This is a genomic window from Colwellia sp. MEBiC06753 (assembly GCF_053470325.1).
The window spans coordinates 25,955-45,026 of sequence record NZ_JBQMTM010000028.1 but is presented as its reverse complement, the minus strand read 5'-3'; the positions used below and the strand labels follow the sequence as shown (position 1 = coordinate 45,026).

General features: G+C 39.6%; 19 protein-coding genes and 1 pseudogene. 11 read left to right on the top strand and 9 right to left on the bottom strand.

Annotation, left to right across the window (positions count from 1 at the left end; translation table 11 throughout):
• The 3 genes and pseudogenes from ACOB82_RS17125 to ACOB82_RS17115 all read left to right on the top strand — a co-directional run.
• A pseudogene (locus ACOB82_RS17125) lies at positions 1-102 on the top strand (IS982 family transposase); the annotation flags it as partial.
• A gap of 141 nt (positions 103-243) precedes the next feature.
• Positions 244-816, top strand: coding sequence for an RNA 2',3'-cyclic phosphodiesterase (thpR, locus tag ACOB82_RS17120; RefSeq protein WP_448214222.1), 573 nt, complete (start codon positions 244-246; stop codon positions 814-816).
• A 215-nt stretch (positions 817-1,031) separates the two neighbouring features.
• Positions 1,032-1,445 carry a hypothetical protein gene (locus tag ACOB82_RS17115; RefSeq protein WP_448214221.1) on the top strand — a complete coding sequence of 138 codons (414 nt, stop codon included), beginning with the start codon at positions 1,032-1,034 and terminating at the stop codon, positions 1,443-1,445.
• Positions 1,446-1,463: 18 nt separating this feature from the next.
• Here ACOB82_RS17115 and pepB read toward each other — a convergent pair whose 3' ends face one another.
• On the bottom strand, positions 1,464-2,750 hold the full coding sequence (gene pepB / locus ACOB82_RS17110; protein ID WP_448214220.1) for an aminopeptidase PepB: 1,287 nt from the start codon (positions 2,748-2,750) through the stop codon (positions 1,464-1,466).
• A gap of 277 nt (positions 2,751-3,027) precedes the next feature.
• Between pepB and ACOB82_RS17105 the strand changes: the two genes are divergently transcribed.
• Positions 3,028-3,636 (top strand): PEP-CTERM sorting domain-containing protein, encoded by a 609-nt coding sequence (locus tag ACOB82_RS17105; RefSeq protein WP_448214219.1) that lies wholly within the window; start codon positions 3,028-3,030, stop codon positions 3,634-3,636.
• 138 nt (positions 3,637-3,774) lie between these two features.
• On the opposite strand, the gene ACOB82_RS17100 is transcribed toward ACOB82_RS17105, so the two are convergent.
• Both ACOB82_RS17100 and ACOB82_RS17095 read right to left on the bottom strand, forming a co-directional pair.
• On the bottom strand, positions 3,775-4,266 hold the full coding sequence (locus tag ACOB82_RS17100) for a hypothetical protein (protein ID WP_448214218.1): 492 nt from the start codon (positions 4,264-4,266) through the stop codon (positions 3,775-3,777).
• A complete protein-coding gene (locus tag ACOB82_RS17095) occupies positions 4,266-5,276 on the bottom strand; it encodes a hypothetical protein (protein WP_448214217.1) in 1,011 nt (336 codons plus the stop codon). Before ACOB82_RS17095 ends, ACOB82_RS17100 begins: the two co-directional genes overlap by 1 nt.
• Before the next feature lie 219 nt (positions 5,277-5,495).
• Here ACOB82_RS17095 and sfsA point away from each other — a divergent pair, with 219 nt between their 5' ends.
• A complete protein-coding gene (gene sfsA / locus ACOB82_RS17090) occupies positions 5,496-6,188 on the top strand; it encodes a DNA/RNA nuclease SfsA (RefSeq protein ID WP_448214216.1) in 693 nt (230 codons plus the stop codon).
• A 44-nt stretch (positions 6,189-6,232) separates the two neighbouring features.
• On the opposite strand, the gene ACOB82_RS17085 is transcribed toward sfsA, so the two are convergent.
• Positions 6,233-7,324 carry a hypothetical protein gene (locus tag ACOB82_RS17085; RefSeq protein WP_448214215.1) on the bottom strand — a complete coding sequence of 364 codons (1,092 nt, stop codon included), beginning with the start codon at positions 7,322-7,324 and terminating at the stop codon, positions 6,233-6,235.
• Between the two features lie 515 nt (positions 7,325-7,839).
• Here ACOB82_RS17085 and dksA point away from each other — a divergent pair.
• The 6 genes from dksA (at position 7,840) to panC (ending at position 13,023) form a co-directional block, all read left to right on the top strand.
• Positions 7,840-8,283: an RNA polymerase-binding protein DksA gene (gene dksA, locus ACOB82_RS17080; RefSeq protein ID WP_448214214.1), complete on the top strand. Its 444-nt coding sequence runs from the start codon at positions 7,840-7,842 to the stop codon at positions 8,281-8,283.
• 23 nt (positions 8,284-8,306) lie between these two features.
• Entirely contained in the window at positions 8,307-9,209 is a 903-nt protein-coding gene (gene gluQRS / locus ACOB82_RS17075) for a tRNA glutamyl-Q(34) synthetase GluQRS (RefSeq protein WP_448214213.1), read from the top strand.
• A 230-nt stretch (positions 9,210-9,439) separates the two neighbouring features.
• Complete coding sequence (gene pcnB, locus ACOB82_RS17070) at positions 9,440-10,822, top strand: polynucleotide adenylyltransferase PcnB (RefSeq protein WP_448214212.1); 1,383 nt, start codon at positions 9,440-9,442, stop codon at positions 10,820-10,822.
• 1 nt (position 10,823) lies between these two features.
• Complete coding sequence (gene folK / locus ACOB82_RS17065; RefSeq protein WP_448214211.1) at positions 10,824-11,321, top strand: 2-amino-4-hydroxy-6-hydroxymethyldihydropteridine diphosphokinase; 498 nt, start codon at positions 10,824-10,826, stop codon at positions 11,319-11,321.
• Positions 11,322-11,360: 39 nt separating this feature from the next.
• Positions 11,361-12,155: a 3-methyl-2-oxobutanoate hydroxymethyltransferase gene (gene panB, locus ACOB82_RS17060; RefSeq protein ID WP_448214209.1), complete on the top strand. Its 795-nt coding sequence runs from the start codon at positions 11,361-11,363 to the stop codon at positions 12,153-12,155.
• Between the two features lie 16 nt (positions 12,156-12,171).
• A complete protein-coding gene (panC, locus tag ACOB82_RS17055; protein ID WP_448214224.1) occupies positions 12,172-13,023 on the top strand; it encodes a pantoate--beta-alanine ligase in 852 nt (283 codons plus the stop codon).
• A 134-nt stretch (positions 13,024-13,157) separates the two neighbouring features.
• On the opposite strand, the gene traF is transcribed toward panC, so the two are convergent.
• From traF to ACOB82_RS17030, 5 genes are all read right to left on the bottom strand, one after another.
• Positions 13,158-14,369 (bottom strand): conjugal transfer protein TraF, encoded by a 1,212-nt coding sequence (traF, locus tag ACOB82_RS17050; protein WP_448214208.1) that lies wholly within the window; start codon positions 14,367-14,369, stop codon positions 13,158-13,160.
• 219 nt (positions 14,370-14,588) lie between these two features.
• Complete coding sequence (panP, locus tag ACOB82_RS17045) at positions 14,589-16,220, bottom strand: pyridoxal-dependent aspartate 1-decarboxylase PanP (RefSeq protein WP_448214207.1); 1,632 nt, start codon at positions 16,218-16,220, stop codon at positions 14,589-14,591.
• 421 nt (positions 16,221-16,641) lie between these two features.
• Positions 16,642-17,343: a tRNA (guanine(46)-N(7))-methyltransferase TrmB gene (trmB, locus tag ACOB82_RS17040; protein WP_448214206.1), complete on the bottom strand. Its 702-nt coding sequence runs from the start codon at positions 17,341-17,343 to the stop codon at positions 16,642-16,644.
• Positions 17,344-17,349: 6 nt separating this feature from the next.
• Positions 17,350-18,123: an ABC transporter permease gene (locus tag ACOB82_RS17035; RefSeq protein WP_448214205.1), complete on the bottom strand. Its 774-nt coding sequence runs from the start codon at positions 18,121-18,123 to the stop codon at positions 17,350-17,352.
• An 8-nt stretch (positions 18,124-18,131) separates the two neighbouring features.
• Positions 18,132-19,052 (bottom strand): ABC transporter ATP-binding protein, encoded by a 921-nt coding sequence (locus ACOB82_RS17030; RefSeq protein WP_448214223.1) that lies wholly within the window; start codon positions 19,050-19,052, stop codon positions 18,132-18,134.
• Positions 19,053-19,072 lie beyond the last annotated feature (20 nt).

The following is a 19,072-nucleotide window of genomic DNA, read 5'->3' as shown; positions in this document are numbered from 1 at the left end:
AGGCATCGTAGCTGTATTTCGTTTATGGTAAATCTAATGGCAGGGCTAATTGCCTATACATTTAAAGCGAAAAAGCCGAGCATCAAAGTGACTCGGCTTTAGTTCTTATACAGATCTCAGGTTAATTAATCCTACTGATTAATTACGACGTTAAATTAATTGATTAATATCGAGCGATAATGCTTTACTAACTGTTACCTGCATTTGGTTTTTACACTAAATAATTGTTAGTAAATAAACATTATGGCTCGATATTTTTTTGCCCTTGATCTTAGCGCGCAAGATAAAGCGTTACTTAACCAATTCCAACAGCAAATTACCCCGCCATTACCTAAACCCACCAAACAACATAATTTGCATTTAACTTTAGTGTTTTTAGGTCAGCTTGACGCAATTCAGTTAACATCGGTTGCTAAAGCCGTGAACGAACTAGCGGCAAAAGCTAATCTAAAAACAATAGACAAGACAATTAAACCTGTGCAGTTAACCACAGATCAGCTTGGCGTATTTAAACAAGCAAAAGTGTTATATTTAGGCCTAACACATACACCCAATTGGTTAACTAAGTTAGTGGAGCTACTGGCTATTGCCGCCGACGAACTTGGCATTAATCTAGATCCTCGGCCTTATCATCCTCATATCACCTTAAGTCGAAAAGTTACGCAATTACCTGAACCATTATCTAAATCATTACCTAATCAAGTAAGCTTTCAACATAAGCTCACTTTTAATAGCTTTAGTTTATATCGTTCGATTTCAACCAACCTAGGCGTTGAATATCAAGCAATGCAAACTTGGCCGATAAACGCTAGCTAACAGGTGTCTAACACTAATTCCGCAATAGCCTAACAATTAGCCTGTGCGAGACTCATATTTCGCTAATTATTTAGTAACAGTTTAATTAATTTTGTTACAACCAACTGTTTTAAATAGCAATATAAAACTTGTAACTTGGAGAAAATCTGCTTACTTGGCAAAGCTTGCTAAGCCTGATACAAGTATAGCCCCTTTAAAAATTTGGAAATATTGGCATGAACGCACTACATCAAGAACAATATAATATTGAGATAAAAGACAACATTCTTTTTGTCCAAGCAAATAACCTGTTCAATGCTGATGTAGTTAAGCAGTACCATCAAGATATGGTCAAACTAACCATAGAAATGAAACACCAACTCTGGGCATCATTGGTGGTTTACCAAGGCAGTGGCGTGTTTTCACCAGAAGCTGAAAAGCACATTATAGATATCACTAAGTTTCGAATGAAAAACAATATGATTGCTAATGCAACGGTGATTTTAGATAGTGCCCAAGCCGACATTCAGCAAATGCAATTAAGGCGAATTTACAGCAGTTGTCGACTGCCATTTTTTGTGTTTAGCAATGTAGCCAGCGCACAAGACTGGCTACAAAGTTTTTTAGCTGAACAATCTCAAGTTTGCTAATAATGAGCGTGCTTAACTTTATGCTGTTAGCACACTCGCAATTGTATCAATCGATAACCCAGTAGCGCCAGCCGCCCAAATATCCGTTGCTTTACCATTGTAAGCAGCAGCCAGATCAAAGTGTAACCAGCCTTGCCCTTCATTTGGAACAAAACGACTTAAAAAGCCAGCCGCATTGCTTGCACCGCCTGGACCGCCTCCCGGAATTGGTCGGCTATTGGCAGTATCGGCAAACGACGATGGGGTTTTTCCCTGATGCCATGTTTCTAATGGCAATTGCCAAATAGGTTCATTGACTTGGTTGGCTTGGTTGATAGCTCGTTGTGCGGTTTGCTGATCTAATGCGAATAACGCCGTGTAGTCACCACCAGTTGCGGCAACTGCCGCCCCTGTTAAGGTTGCGGCATCAATAATTAATGGCGCACCAGTTTCACCAGCCATTAATAGGCCATCGGCTAAAACAATACGCCCTTCAGCATCGGTATTAGCCACTTCCATAGTGATGCCATTTTTATAGGTAATAATGTCACCTAGTTTATAGGCAAAACTACTCACCATATTTTCTGCGCAGCACAGATATAATTTTACGCGCTTAGTTAACCCTTGCTCTATCGCTAGGGCTAAAGCACCAACAACGACGGCAGCGCCCCCCATGTCACATTTCATATCAAACATGCCAACACTTGGCTTCATTGAATAACCGCCACTGTCAAAGGTGATTCCTTTGCCCACTAAGCATGCAGAAACCGTTTCACTTTGTTCTCCACTAGGGTTGTAGTCAATTTCCAGTAAACAAGGTGGATTAACACTGCCTTTACCAACATTATAAATACCAACCAGTCCCTGTTCGGCTAACGCTTCACCGGTAATAAGCGTGCTGGAAATTTTTCCAGGAGCTAGCGCTGATAAATATTCTAATGACAATTCCGCAAGTTTGGTTGGATAAAGCTCTGCAGGTGTTTGATTAGTTAAATCTCGGCTCCAAGCATATACCGCCAGTTTTTTAGCTAACAACTCACTCTCGTCACCGGTAAATTCAACATTGGTAAGCTTACCGACACAGGTAAAACCTAAGGCAAATGCCCATTGCGTAGCTGATGACCAAGCATCACCACAAAGCTGAGCAAACTCAACACCCATACTTTCAATCTTTCGCCCTGCTTTTTGAATATCACGAAGCGGAAATTTATTAGCCTGATCAATAAAGACATAAATATCGTCGCCAATAGTTTGCACTAAATTATTGCGCTGCCAATTAGTAGAAGGAGATTGATTAGTAAGAAAGATTGTCGTTTTAGAGGTCATAATTTTACCTTAACATTGTGAACACTATGTTGTTTTGCCCAGTATACCAGCCTCACTGTAATTGCTAAGCCCCTGTGATTAATAATCGAAAATAAATAGCCGCAGAATTATTTACCTCAACTGAAAATGGCTAAATATAATGTCAAAAAAATTTACACTCCACTTTTAGCCAAGTGCAAAATTCGCAGTAACCTTCAGATTTGTTTAGAGTTATTGTATGCGGCATAGGTTTTGCTAATAATTGTTTTTTCTGAAGTATGTTGTAGAAAGAGACATCATGTTTAAATTTATTCGCCAAGCGGCACTTGTTACCTTTTCATTACTAACAGCGTTTAGTGCCAGTGCTAACTTGATTAGCTTCAACTTTGAATCTATCCCTGAGAAAGGTCAATTCGATACATTAATCTATAAGCAGGAAGGTATAACCCTTTCAATCACAGCATTTGATAGCGACGGCAAAGAAGCTGACGTACATCGCAATGCTGATGGATTAGGTGTTTGGAGTACAGACAAGCAAGGCCGTGTTGCTAACGATGAATACTTAGTGTTTGAAATTACTGGCCCACAGGGCGCTCGTTTTACTGACTTTAATTTATTCTTCCCTACTGATTTAACTTGGGGTGGCAATTCGTTTGGTCAAAATGAACAAGCATCAATTGATTTTGGTGAAAGCAATTACCAGTACACGAATACATTAAATAGCAATCATCAAAACATGGCGTTCAACACCACATTAATTTCAGGTAATAGCTTTATCTTCAGCTCAAGTACAGCTGACGGTATGCGCGTAGCGGCATTATCTTTTGAAGTACCAGAGCCAAGCACTATTGCTATTTTTGGTATAGCACTTATTGCTTTAGGCTTACGATTTGCTCGTAAAAGTTAAACGTTTTCCTTTGTTTCATGACTCGTATTTGGCGAGTTGCTGTAACGTAAAAAAGCCACCTTTAGGTGGCTTTTTTATTATTGTGTCGTTTACTGCGAAATTATCACTATTTAGCTAGTGCATTAGCGTTTAATAAAACTAACGTATTAACTTTTTCTGCAAAGCAGCGCGCGCTAATTCAATACCGTGTTTGCCAATTTCACTCATCTGCTCAGCTGAATATTTAGGTAATGCTTTTGACGCATCAAACCAGTGGTGCTCAGGCGCTTTAATTTGCTCTTCATGCTCGCCTAACACCGCTTGAATAAATTCAGGTACGCTCGGTGGAAATTTACCGCCTTTGGTGCGAAATAAATCTAAAGCGGCTTTTAAACTTTGTTCGTTAACCTTGTCTCGCACTTTGTATAGCGCTTTGGTTAATTCTGCTTTATATAAATCTAATTTAGTATTGTTACGAAACCCCGAAAACTGATACATACCATCAATAGAGCTCACCACTTTATTAATCATGGTTTGTAATTCTTGAGGAACCCGCGGCGCTGGATTTGCTTCACGCTGCTGCAGTTGTTGATTATCAGGTGAATACTGATTCACCAAACCTGTGATATTTTTTGGTGTTTGCTGATTCATTATAATCCCTCTAAATCAATATCATCCGCCCAAGAAGTACTGTTGTAGTCAAGTTTTTCATAGCTGCTACGCGAACTGTAAGTGCTTTTACCAGCTTGAGGTTTAGACTCATTACTTACCCAAGCGCGTAAATAATTAGTAAAGCCATTTTCGATTTGATAATCATGTTTAAGCGGAATTTGCTTTTCATAAGACTTATTAATAAAGCTATTCCAGACATCCAGCACCGGAGTTTGCAACTGACTGGTATCAACTTTACATAAAATATCTTCTCGCGGCTGATTAATATAAGCCAACCAAGACTCTACCGCCTGATCTTTTTTCTGTTGATTCTGTGTAACCGAATGTTGATATCGCATATTGGCATGGCTCATATTCAGTTGCACTTTATTGGCATAAGCAACAAAACGCTTTTGAATAAGATCCACTCTTGCTGGTGGCTGCTCACCATTGGCATCCATAGTTGAGATAAATGTGTGCCAAATATCTAAAAAGTGTTGCTGATTATAGCCATGTTTTTGTACCAGTTTAGCCACTGATTCCATCATAAATTGCTCGTCAACATCTGACCAAAGGCGCTTAGCCGCAGGTTCAAAGCCATTTGCAGTAAATGCTGCAGGCTCTGTTGTTTGCTGATGGTGGTGATTGCTTGGTATACCTTGAGAAGTCGCTTGAGAGGCTATTTGATGATCAGCTTGGCTAGCAACGGCTTGAGATTGAAGTTTAACTTCAGTGACAGTAAACCAATAGGTATTACTTTGATCTTTTTTCTGCGCAATTAAGCCAAGTTCTTTCATGCGGTATAAAGTACGCAATAACTTGCCTTTTTCAATAAATGGGAACAGCTCTACCAATGAAGATTCTGAGATTTTTATCCAGTAGCAATTATTTATAAAGTGCTGATTAAACACTTGATTGTGTTCAAGTAGTTCACGAAATTTTTGCAGGATCACCGCTATTTCAATACTGTTGTATCGAACCGCTTCATCACTGTAAAAATGCTGTAACATTGTCTTCCCCACTTACCTACCGCTTTTCATTATATCGTAAACTTTGATGAATGCTGTCTTTAATTTTCTACTGTTTTAGCTTTCCATCCAAGCGACTCTTTTCACGCAGTAAATTAGCTAACTATGTTATAGTCTTTGGCTTTATAGGACACGTCAAACCTTAAGACTAATAACCTAAAGACAAGTAACCCTAAGATAATTAACCATAACAATAACCGTATGACCATAACATTAAATAAGGCTGTGCTAATCAAACGCTACAAGCGATTCCTTGCCGATGTCGTATTAGCCGATGGCAAAATCACAACATTACATGTTGCTAATACTGGCGCAATGACTGGTTGTGCAGATGAAGGCGATATCGTGTGGTACAGCACGTCAGCAAACACCAAACGAAAGTATCCATTGAGCTGGGAACTAACCGAAAAAGCCAATGGTGACTTAATTTGTGTTAATACAATTCGTGCCAATCAATTTATTGAGCACGCCTTAATTAATCAGGAAATTTCTGCACTTGCCAACTATCAAACTTTGCAGCGCGAAGTAAAATATGGCAATGAGAATAGTAAAATTGATTTTTTACTCACCTACGAGGATCAAGTTAATGGTCAAACTAACAACTATGTTGAAGTAAAAAGCGCCACTTTACTCAGCGAAAATCAGGGGTACTTTCCTGACGCAGTAACAGTGCGTGGCCAAAAACACTTACGTGAGCTTAGCGATATGGTGACTAATGGGCAATCAGCCACCTTGATTTTTGCCATATTACACACAGGTATTGAATCGGTAAAAATTGCTAAGCATATAGACCCTAACTATGCCCTTGCGTTTGAGCAGGCGAAAAATGCGGGCGTACAAGTAATCGAGTATAAAGTTGATTTAACTAAGCATTACACTTTTCTATATGAATAACGCTCAAATTTAGCTTTACACCACTAACTTAACCTTAGGTTAATTTAAGCAATTTTTTGACAGCCTTGTTCACTGTTAAACTGTTGTTGATACCAATGCTCAGCCAAAATAATTGCCTGCTGGTAACTATAGATAATTTGTTGTGAAATCGCACAATGTTGGTGTTCATTAAATGGATAACTACTGTCTTTAGCATGCCTAGCAATTGATTGAGCAACCGAGCTTTCAAGCTCTTGCGGTGCTGCTTTAATTTCAAATAATTCACATGATTGCTGTAAAACGTTTAACGGGTTATTGGCGATTTCCTTGTAGGTCAGTTGCTGCCAATTAGCTGTATCAAGCTTCGATTGCGCTTGATAAAAAAGCTGATGTTGCATGTAGTAAACTAACGCCGCATTCTTCGTCACCTGCAACATTATTTCATCATCGCTGCCATCAATAGCTTGGCTTATGCCAATTAACTCAGGAAAAGCACTCAGTAAATGTTGCTTAAGTTGATATAAAAAGCCAATACGTTCTTTTCCACCACGGATAATCGCGACAATAAACTCAGTTAACGGCATAGTTATAAACATTGCCTTAATTTGAGGATTTAAACCAACAAGTTCAGGTAGTAAGTTATTCGCCCAATTTGATGGCTTAATAACAGCTCGTTGGGTATCAGTAAACGTTTTATTTAATTGCTTAACAGTTGCCGAAAAATACGACTGCCAACGCTTAGGTTGCCGATATAAACCATGGCTCTTGGCTTTAAGCTCGGCAAAATCAATCAGTACTTGCGGCTCTTTGTAACTCACCACCTTAGTTGATAAATTGCCAAGTAACTTAGCCAACAAGGTTGATCCACAAAAGCCAATATGAAAAATAAACGACGGCATGGCTAAAGGTTTGGCATTGGCATTGGCATTGGCATTGGCATATTGGGTAGTTTGTTCGACAAATTCAGCACCGTCTATTTGATAGTAGATATCATCAATAGAAAAGTTTTCTCTGCCATCAAGAAATGTGCAATGGTTTAATTGTTGTTGACTGGTATGAACAAAACAAAATTGATTTTTTACCGCATCAAATTGATGTAAAAAATAATTAGGCGTACAGCAACTCGTTGGCGACGATATGGCCGGTTGATAATCCATTTTCATTATTATTTTTAGCGTAATGTTATTTAGCCGCTATTAAATAATGTCTTTTAATGTAGAGTTGTTTAGCTTTGTAACTAGCTGTTTCATTCAACTGATTTGAAACGTTTTTTTACATAAAGCTCAAGCTTATTCACAACAAAATTTAACATTTTATTACCGTTAAACGCTGGATTTTCCCACACGATCCAATCATAAAAATTGAATTTATTGATGATATCTACCCAATAAACATTGACTAACGCTAGTAAATCTTGCTAAAAGGTCATGCTTGTTTATAAATGGGGCAACCACTCTTCGGTACGCTATTGTTTAACCCATTGAAAATATTACTTTAGTTAAATTATTCAGCGTTTTTACTTGAAAACCATTTTAATAAGCACAATATAGCCGTTTTAAATTAGGTTATGGAAAGGTCTTAGGGCCTAAAACTTGGCAATTGAAACCAGATGGCATATTCAAGCGAGTAATCATACTCCCCATACTGGACTAGTAGCATTAGGAGATTCAGCATGCCAGACAAACAAAAAGCATTAGGTATTCTAGCGTTAGCTGGCGTAGAGCCATATCAAGAGAAGCCTGGTGAAGAGTACATGAACGCTGCGCAGCTAGAACACTTTAAGAAGATTTTGGAAGCATGGCGTAACCAACTTCGTGAAGAAGTGGATCGCACCGTTACCCATATGAAAGATGAAGCAGCGAATTTCCCTGATCCGGTTGATCGTGCCGCGCAAGAAGAAGAGTTCAGTTTAGAGCTTCGTACTCGTGACCGTGAACGTAAACTGATCAAGAAAATCGAAAAAACACTTCAACTTATTGAAGAAGATGATTTTGGTTTCTGTAACTCTTGCGGTATCGAAATTGGTATTCGCCGTTTAGAAGCGCGTCCTACAGCCGATTTATGTATCGAATGTAAAACGCTTGCTGAAATCAAAGAACGTCAAATGGCAGGCTAACTCGCCACTAACCTATAAATTATATGGCGTTTTCGCTTAACGAGCGGTCTGATGATCAATATCGAGGCCGCTTCGCTCCCTCCCCTTCAGGTTTACTTCATTTTGGCTCGTTAGTTACCGCGTTAGCCAGTTATCTCGATGCAAAAGCCAATAATGGCATTTGGTTGGTTCGCATAGAAGATATCGATCCGCCACGTGAGCAAGCTGGTGCCGCCAGCGATATTTTGCGGACATTAGAGGCATACGGCATGCATTGGGACGAAGATGTTCTATATCAAAGCCAGCAAAGTGCACTTTATGAGACCTTACTTGCCGAACTAAATCAGCAAGCTTTAAGTTATTATTGCCAATGTACACGGGCACAAATCAAAGCGCTCGGTAGTATTTATACCTATACTTGTCGTTCCCTTAATTTACCAGAACAAGGTAATGGTACTAGACTTATCAACCATCACGGCATTAATCAGTACCAAGATATGATTCAAGGTCAGGTGCAATGCAATGCAGCTCTGGCTAGTGAAGATTTTATTATTAAACGCAAAGATGGGCTTTATGCTTATCAGCTAGCGGTAGTGGCGGATGATATTTACCAAGGCATTAGCCACATTGTCCGTGGCTGTGACTTACTTGAACCAACTGCCAGGCAGTTAACCTTATATAAAACCTTCGGTTTTAACCCGCCGCAATATGCGCACGTACCGCTAGTCGTAACCGCTGAAGGGTACAAACTCAGTAAACAAAACAAAGCGCCAGCGATTGATATTAACGCGCCACAAGCCAGCTTAATTGCCGCACTTAAATTTTTGAATCAGCAGCCTCCATCAGAGTTATCACAGGCAACTACTGAAGAAGTGATTAACTGGGCAATTGCCAATTGGCAAATCACTCAAGTACCTAAAACCCATCAACAAGTGATTGCTTTTTAACTAAGCTCAGAAATTCAAATTGGCCAAATACAACCTGCAACCTAAGCCAAAGTGGCTAAAGCAAGTCCGTAAAAATAAGCTAATTTAAAGTAACGTGCCGTTAAGATTAGACCTTTTATTCTAGAATAATGATAGTTTTCATTCTCTTTTGCCTGACGCTAGGTTAAAATTGCGGCGTTTTCTGCGCGCTCTATTTATCTAAGGTTATTATTATCAAACGCGTTATTAATTTGTGTAAAAAATTACTAAATAAAGAATCTCAATCAGATACTCAGAACGCTGGGCAATTCCCTATCGTTTTTAGCCGCGATCAACATAATGTTTCTCGTAAACTGATCAGCGACAATGCACTGAAAGTACTGTATCGATTACAAAAAGGTGGCTTTGAAGCCTACCTTGTAGGCGGCGGTGTCCGCGATATGCTACTAGGTATCACCCCAAAAGATTTTGATATCGCCACCAATGCAACACCAGAGCAAATAAAAGCACTATTTCGCAATTGCCGATTAATCGGCCGTCGCTTTCGACTAGCTCACATTGTGTTTGGCCGCGATATTATCGAAGTTGCCACCTTCCGAGGTCATCACGAAAGCGCTGATGAACAGCAAAAAAACTGTAAGAAAACATCCAAGCAAAGCAGTGATGGCATGCTATTACGCGATAATATTTACGGCAGCATAGAAGAAGATGCTGAGCGTCGCGACTTTACCATTAACGCGCTTTATTACAATGTTGCCAACTTTAACGTTTATGACTTTGCCGGCGGTGTTGCAGATATTAATAAACGACAAATACGCTTAATTGGCGATCCGGAAACTCGTTACCGTGAAGATCCCGTGCGTATGCTACGTGCCGTTCGTTTTGCTACTAAGTTAGATATGCACATAAGTAGTGAAACTGAGGCGCCTATTAGCAAGCTGGCGTCACTACTGGGTAATATTCCACCAGCACGAATGTTTGAAGAGTTTTTAAAATTATTTATTTCAGGCAAAGCGGTCGCTAATTTTACTATGCTGCGTGACTATGGTCTGTTTAAATACCTATTCCCTCTTGTTGAGCAACATTTGGCTGAACCTAACAATAAATATTCTACGGCCTTTATCACCTTAGCAATGACCAATACCGATGCCCGTATTAATAATGAGCAACGGGTAACGCCAGCCTTTTTATTAGCGGCAATGTTATGGTATCCGCTAGAAAAGCAAGTTCAGCAGTTAAAAAATACCACCCAATTAACACCGCAAGATGCGTTCTTTGGCGCGCTTCATGAAGTAATGTCAGAGCAACAACGCAGCATCGCTATTCCAAAGCGCTTTCAGGCGCCGATGAAAGACATTTTTATTCTGCAAGATAAGTTAGCGCGACGCGATGGTAAACGTGCTTATAAAACCTTTGAACACCCGAAATTTAGAGCGGGCTATGACTTCTTGTTGTTACGCGGTGAAATTGAAGGTGGTGAGGTAGAAACACTGGCGAAATGGTGGACTGATTTCCAAGCGGCGAATCAGGAATTACAGCAGATGATGATCAAATCGTTGCCATCACCGCGCTCACCAAGACGCAATATAAGAAAACGTCGTAAGCCTCGCAGTAAAACCGTACAGGCCGATTAATATGGCGCTAGCATACATTGGTTTAGGTAGTAATTTATCTGAGCCAGCAAAACAAATACAGTTAGCTGTTGATGCGTTAGCTGGCATACCAAAATCTTGCATCAGCCAAGTGTCATCATTATATTTTAGCCGTCCGATGGGGCCTCAAGATCAACCTGACTATATGAATGCCGTCGTTGAATTATCAACGTCACTTTGCCCTTTAGCGTTATTAGATGAATTGCAGCGTATAGAAAATCTTGCAGGTCGTATTCGCAAAGATAACCGCTGGGGGCCGCGTATCCTTGATTTAGATATCTTACTGTTTGACAATCTAGTGATAGATAACGACCGTTTAATCGTTCCTCATTATGGTTTAAAAGTGCGTGAGTTTGTATTACTGCCACTGGCAGAAATTACCACCGACTTAGTATTACCCGATGGCGATAGTATTCAACAGCTTAGTGAGCAAATAGACAGCAACGGCTTAAAAATTTATGGTAAGTTGCACTACCAATAATGAGTCAGATGCAGCCGACACAAAAAATTGGACACAATTATGGCAAAAATAACAACCTCTAAACTTTTAAAAATGAAGCAAAATGGTGAGAAGATTTCCACCATTACCGCGTATGATGCCAGTTTTGCAAAATTATTTGATCAGGCAGGTATTCATGCCATTTTAATTGGCGATTCATTAGGCATGGTTTTGCAGGGGCAAGACGATACCTTACCCGTAACCATTGATGATATGGCGTATCATACTCGCTGCGTAAAAGCAGGAGTTGAAGAAACCTTGATTATCAGCGATATGTCATTTATGAGCTATGCCACTAAAGAACAAGCCTTTGTTAACGCGGCAAAATTAATGCAGGCCGGTGCTTCTATAGTCAAAATTGAAGGCGGCAGCTGGTTGATTGATACCATTAAAGGCTTAGTTGAGCGCGGTATTCCAGTTTGTGGCCATTTAGGCTTAACACCGCAATCGGTAAATGTTTTTGGTGGTTTTAAAGTTCAGGGCCGTGAACAGTCGCAAGCTGATGCCATGATTGAAGAAGCTAAAGCGCTAGAAGCGGCGGGCATTCAATTGTTAGTATTAGAATGTATTCCAGAAGCGCTTGGTAAAGCAATTTCTGAAGCAGTCAGCATTCCAACTATTGGTATCGGTGCAGGTCGCTATACTGATGGGCAAATATTAGTCATGCATGATGCCCTCGGCATTTCATGCAGTTATATGCCAAAATTTTCACGTAACTTCTTAATAGATACCGGTGATATTAAAAAAGCGATAGAGCTTTATATTTCAGAAGTATCCAATGGCAACTTCCCTGGCGAAGCGCACATTTTCAGATAAGTTAGACGAGTACAGTATGCAAATTGTTAGTGATATTCTTACCTTACGCACACAAATTAAAGCTTGGCAAAAACAAGGATTAACCATAGGTTTTGTTCCTACGATGGGGAACTTGCACGATGGGCATTTATCACTTATCACCGAAGCTAAAAAGCGTGCTGATAAAGTGGTGGCCAGTATTTTTGTCAACCCTATGCAGTTTGGCGCTAATGAAGACATCGACAGCTACCCACGCACCATGGAAGCGGATCAACACAAACTATCTGAACTAGGCACGGACTTATTATTTACCCCAACTCCCGATATTATTTATCCGAAAGGGCTTGATAAACAAAGCTTTGTTGAAGTATTGCAGGTATCTGAAGGATATTGTGGCGAAAGTCGCCCAGGCCATTTTAGAGGCGTGGCAACAGTAGTATGTAAGCTATTTAACCTTGTGCAGCCGGACGTTGCCTATTTTGGTTTGAAAGACTATCAACAAGTGCAAGTGATTCAGACTATGGTTGAAGACTTAAATATGCCGATTGAGATAGTCGCGGTACCAACAGTGCGTGAAGACAACGGCTTAGCGTTAAGTTCTAGAAATGGCTATTTAACCGATGATGAAAAAACTATAGCTCCAGTGCTTTATCAAAGTTTACAGTGGCTTGCTGAACAAATTCAGCATGATGATGATTTTATTGGCTTAGCGAAACAAGCTGCTCATAAAATTAATCTAGCTGGATTAACTGTTGACTATATTCAAGTAGTTCACGCGCGCACATTACAGCCTGCAAGTGAGGACGATGCAGAGCTAGTCATTTTAGCTGCCGCCCATTGTGGCAAAGCTCGGTTGATTGATAACCTTCAGGTTAATATCAAAAGGTAGTGATAATCTATTGAACTGACTAATTTTTCATTTAAAGAATTAGTCATAAAAAAAGCATAGTGTCGACTAAACACTATGCTTTTTTTATTGCTTTGCTACTTATACTTTTTACTTTTATTTATTACTTGGTAACACTAAATTTTAAAGCCAAGATGCAGTGCAACACCATATAAGTCGTTATCACCTTTGTAACCACCAATATCAACAAATACCGTGTCAAAAGGTGAAATACCAACACCTAAAGTAAAAATATCACCTTCAACATCGTTAAAATCTTTACGATAACCAGTTCGTAATTGTGCATGTCGACCCGCTCTAAATTCTGCGCCAACTGAAACATATTTTGAACCATCTAAACTTGCAAATTCATCTCGATCAATTAAGTCAATTTCACCTGAAAGTGTGTACCAACTACCTTCATAACTTAATCCTGCTACCGCACTTGGATCTAAACCAAAGTTTAAAGATTGAGTTTTAAAGTTAATGTCATGTCCCATTACATTGTAAACAACAAGCCCTGCATGCCAATTTTGATGTTCACCAAAAGTAATATGGGCACCAAGATCTAAGTTAAAAGCCGTATCATCATGTAAATTGTCTTCGCCGAATATATCAAACTCATCTTTATCAAAGTCTGCAATAGAAATGCTATTATAAAACAAGTCAATACGCTGAGATTTAAGGTTAACACCAACATCTAATTGGGTGTCATCAGCCAATTCAAACTGATGAGAAATCGCTAAGCCAATATCGAGCACATTATAGCCAATAGCCAAAGCATACGATTGTAAATCGTTTAAATCTAACTCTCGATTATCAATAGCTTCTCTAAGCACCTGTTCATCAGTTTCAACATAATCAATTAACCCACCAATACGACCGTAAGCATTAACAAATATTGCCGAGCTAATAACTTCATTAGGTAAGCTAATAAATCCATTGATACCCGCTCGTCCCTCGAAAGGGTTACCTTCTATACCATTTAAATCATCTAAGATTTCATCTACAGAGCCTTCAAGTGCAGCAATATATTCAAGTAATTCCTCAGGTGGGACATCACTAATATTGTCAATGGCATCATCAAGTTCATCAAGATTATCAGCAATATTTTCCCCTTTATCTACTACCTCATATTCATCAGATAATGCCGCACCGATATTAAGCGAGAATGATAGGTCATCTTCTTTTTGGTAACGTTGTAGCAAGGCTGGATTGCTGATAAGTGAGGTGAAATCTTTTGTCACCGAAGTAAAGCCTTTCCCCATACGTTTAGCCGAATAACTTTCCGCGCCACTAGAAGCTGTAAATATGCTAAGCATCAATAGGGAAATTTTGACCTTATCCATTTTAATCTCCGATAAATTTTCCATAAAATACAAATAAATAGCGCTCAAAGAACATCTGATAAACAAATTATAGAGCAATTTTATCGGATAATAAGAAACTAATTAAAATTAGTAAATTTTTTGTTAAATAAATAGTTTAAAAGCGGGAATTTGATTTAATAAAGCGCAGAGAAATAAGTAACAGATGGAAGTGAAACTCGCCACCTGTTACTCAATTGATTACTTGATTCGGTCTAATAAGTCCGGCAAATATTGAATACTTGCCTGCGCCAATTCAACCTGTTCAGCCAAAATATCTTCAAGAATTTCATTGGTGGTTAATGGGTTAGCTAGCACTACACGAAATACTAACACTTTTTCTCCACCGTATTTTTGTACTTCAATACGAGTACGAGAAACGAACGATTTACCGGCTTCACGCTGACGCTTTTGAATCAACTTAGTTAAGCGATCAATAAACTTGTTAATGCGTTGATTAGTAGCAACATCAGCACTTTTCATAAATGCCTGAACTTGCGATGGCACATAACGATAGGTTAATAAACACAGCTCTGGGCGAGTGATTAACTCGAACTCTGGATGCTGATCAATTAAGTCAGCAAAGTAATTTGCTCGTTCAATCCCTTGGTTAATCAACAATTCGTAACCCGGTCGGCTAATAATATGCAAGCTGGCATAAACTAGCATTGCCATACCTGAGCGAGAACCTTCAAGGGTATGACTACCTAAGTCTTTTGAGCCTTTACGTAAAATATATTCGGCATGATGCTCAATGGCAGCAACAGAAGCGGGGTTTTTAAATACCACCAAGCCAGCGCCCATTGGCACATACATTTGTTTATGGGCATCAATAGTGACAGAGTCAGCGCGTTCAATACCTTTCAGTAATGGACGATATTTATTTGATAATAACGTTGCCCCGCCCCAAGCAGCATCCACATGGAAATGACAGTAAAAATCTTGCGCAATATCTGCCATTTGATCTAACGGGTCAATATTACCTGTTTCAGTGGTACCGGCCACGCCAACAATACTTAACACGCGAATATTTTTGTCACTCAGTTCCTGACACTTCAGTTTAAGTTGCTCAATATCAATGCGGTTAAGTTCATCAGTTGGAATAGCGATAACGCTGTCTTGACCTAGGCCTAAAACATCCGCAGACTTTTTCAGAGAATAATGACCGCGCGCAGAGACTAAAATGGCTAAACCTTCATAACCATAGTGTTTAAGCGCTTTAAATAGACCTTCTCTAGCAACACCTTTAAATTCACCGTCCGCTTTAAGTAAATTATTACGAGCAACCCAAAGTGCCGTCAGGTTAGCAATAGTGCCGCCTGAGCAGAATGCGCCCAGTGAATGGTTAGCACTATGCATCCACGATTGGTAAAACTCATCATTATCCTGATAGACCAAACGATGCATCATGCCAAGCACCTGACGCTCTAGCGGTGTAAAGGCTTTTGAGGTTTCGATTTTTACTAAGTTTTGATTTAAGCCAACCATTAATTTTGACAAAGGCAAAATAAAATAAGGCAAGGCAGAGGTCATATGACCGATAAAGCTTGGGCTTGAAGTGTGAACAGAACGCGACACCAACTTTTCGAGCAAGTGGTGCATATGATCGGAAACGAACGACGGTTGTTCGGGGATAGTGGCGCCTGCAAAGTCCTTTTCAATATCTGTTAGTGCTTGTTCCGTAGCAACAATATGATTCCCTAAGAAGCCAGCCAAATTTTCAGAAATTTCTTTTTCTATCCGACCTAAAGTCGAATCTGGCGCTTCTGGAATTGTAAAAATGCGGTGCAGCGATTCAATAGATGCATCGGCTGCGCGTTTACCTGCCGTCATATGTTACCGTAATTAAAATGTTACCGATCAGCTTTTAGCGATACAAAATGGATGCGGCAGTTTAATCAAAATTAAATCAAATGTCTTGTATCTTTATCTTTGCTAGCAGCTAACTTACCCTAATTAAAGCCCAACTTAGCGCCATTTAAGCTCAAATAAGTAGAAAACTAACAATTAGCCAAGATAAATAATGGTTGCTTGCATTAACATTACAGCCGATAGTGAAATTGTTAATACATTTCTTTTGATATTCGTGGTCATAATAATTCTCCTTTTATTATGATCTTTCAAATATCAAACCAACAGTAATTTAATTTTGTAATTCAAAAACTTACACACCAAACAACTGATTACAACCACTATGCTATTAGTAATTTTCACCAATTTTTATTAAAACCGACTAAGGTTTACGCGCTATTAGTCAACTAATTTCTAACTGCCAGCACGGCTGATGACTATTAAAAAATTTCTGCTCAAACGGCGTAAGCGCCACTTCATTATCGGCAAGATGAAAAGGAGTTATTTCCCCTGTTCGCCCTGCCAATTTAGCCGCCACCTTAAATTCTTCAAGATAAAGTAACCAATTGCTACGTAAAGTGATTTTGTTTCCTATCCCAATGATATTAGGGAAAACAGCAGCGCCATGCCAGCGACGCTGAAGGTGCTTCGACTTGGGCCAAGGATTAGGGTACAAGATATAATGCTGAGTTACAGGCCATTTAGCTTGATCCACGAGTCTGTAGAAGTCATTTAAATCGGCACGAACAATCTCATAGTTATCGACCCCAGTTAGGTCGACAGGAAAATGCTGTTCAACATTACGATTAACACGATGTGCTGACTTATCAACACCAATCACTAATGCATTTGGGTTGGCTTTTGCCAATAACCTTGTACTTTGACCAACGCCGCAACACGCATCTAAGATAATGTCACCATTAAACGCCTTAACTTTCGCATCAAGCTCATTAAACACTTCAAGAGTATGTGCCTGAAACGGCTTTTCAAATTGATGCGTTAAGTGCTTATTGACGACTTCAGCCAAATTATCGTGAATACCCGTTTGATTGGTGACAATCGCTTTCGAGTCACCAATCGGCTTATGAGTAGAATTTGTATTCATATTTGACTAGCTTCTTAAGCCAATGCCTTTGCGAATTAGATACATAGCAGTTGCCCAAAGGCCAACAATAAATACACCTAACACGCCAAACGCAACTGATAAATCAACATCACTGATCCCTAAGAAGCCATAGCGGAAGGCATTGACCATATAAACAATTGGGTTAACTTGTGATACGCCCTGCCAAAATTCAGGCAATAAACTGATCGAGTAAAATACCCCGCCAAGATAGGTCAAAGGCGTTAATACAAAGGTTGGAATAATCGAAATATCATCGAAGCTACCAGCAAACACCGCGTTAATTAAACCACCAAGAGAAAACACTGCCGATGTTAAACTGACGGTAATAAGAATCACCCAAATATTGTGAATATGCAGGTTAGTAAAAAACAACGCAATAATAGTGACGATTGCCCCCACTAAAATGCCGCGCGCCATACCACCACCAACATAGCCAGCAACAATGACCCAGTTTGGTACAGGAGCTACCAACATTTCTTCGACATTACGCTGCCATTTAGCACTGAAAAATGATGAGGCAACATTTGAGTATGAGTTAGTAATTACACTCATCATGATCAAGCCGGGTACAATAAACGACATATAATCAAAGCCGCCCATTTCACCAATACGGCTACCAATTAATGAGCCGAAAATAACAAAATATAAACTAATAGTGATCGCTGGTGGCACCAAAGTTTGTACCCAAATACGCATAAAGCGATGAATTTCTTTATGTAGGATACTTTTTAACGCGATAAAGTTTGTGGTAGAGATCATCTTAGCTCCTACGCTTGTTGTTCTTGTTTAGCGACTAAACGCACAAAGAGTTCTTCGAGGCGGTTCGATTTATTACGCATACTCAACACCTGCACCCCTTGCTCTGACAGCTGAGCAAACACTCCGTTTAAGCCTTGGGCTTTTTGCACATCCACTTCCAGAGTGTGATCATCAAGTAAACGATAAGTAAAATCGTTCAGCTTTGGTTTAATGCTATCGCTAGGTAAATCTAAAACAAACGTTTCAATATCTAGCGTCGCCAATAATTGCTTCATGCTAGTGTTTTCAACAATATTACCTTTATCAATAATCGCGATATTGCGACAAAGCATTTCCGCTTCTTCTAAATAGTGCGTGGTCAGAATGATGGTAATACCTTGGCTGTTTAACTCTCGTAAGAACTCCCACATTGAGCGACGTAGCTCAATATCAACCCCTGCGGTTGGTTCATCTAAGATAAGAATTTTTGGCTCATGCATTAGTGCACGAGCAATCATTAATCGACGTTTCATACCGCCAGACAGCATACGCGCAGGCGTATCGCGTTTATCCCATAAATCCAGTTGCTTAAGGTATTTTTCTGCTCGCTTATGGGCTAATGATCGCTCAACGCCATAATAACCGGCCTGATTAACCAAAATGCGCGTTAACGTTTCAAACTGATTAAAGTTAAATTCTTGCGGCACCAAACCAATAAAGGATTTCGCAGTTTCTAATGCTTGGTCAATATCATGGCCAAACACTTTAACTGTGCCTGATGATTTATTAACTAATGAAGTGATCACACCAATGGTCGTTGATTTACCGGCACCATTGGGTCCCAGCAACGCAAAGAAGTCACCCTGCTGTACAGTTAAATTAATACCTTTTAATGCGTGAAAGCCACCTTTATAGACTTTCTGTAACTCTTTGATTTCTAAAGCGGGAATCATGAACAATACCTCATCTG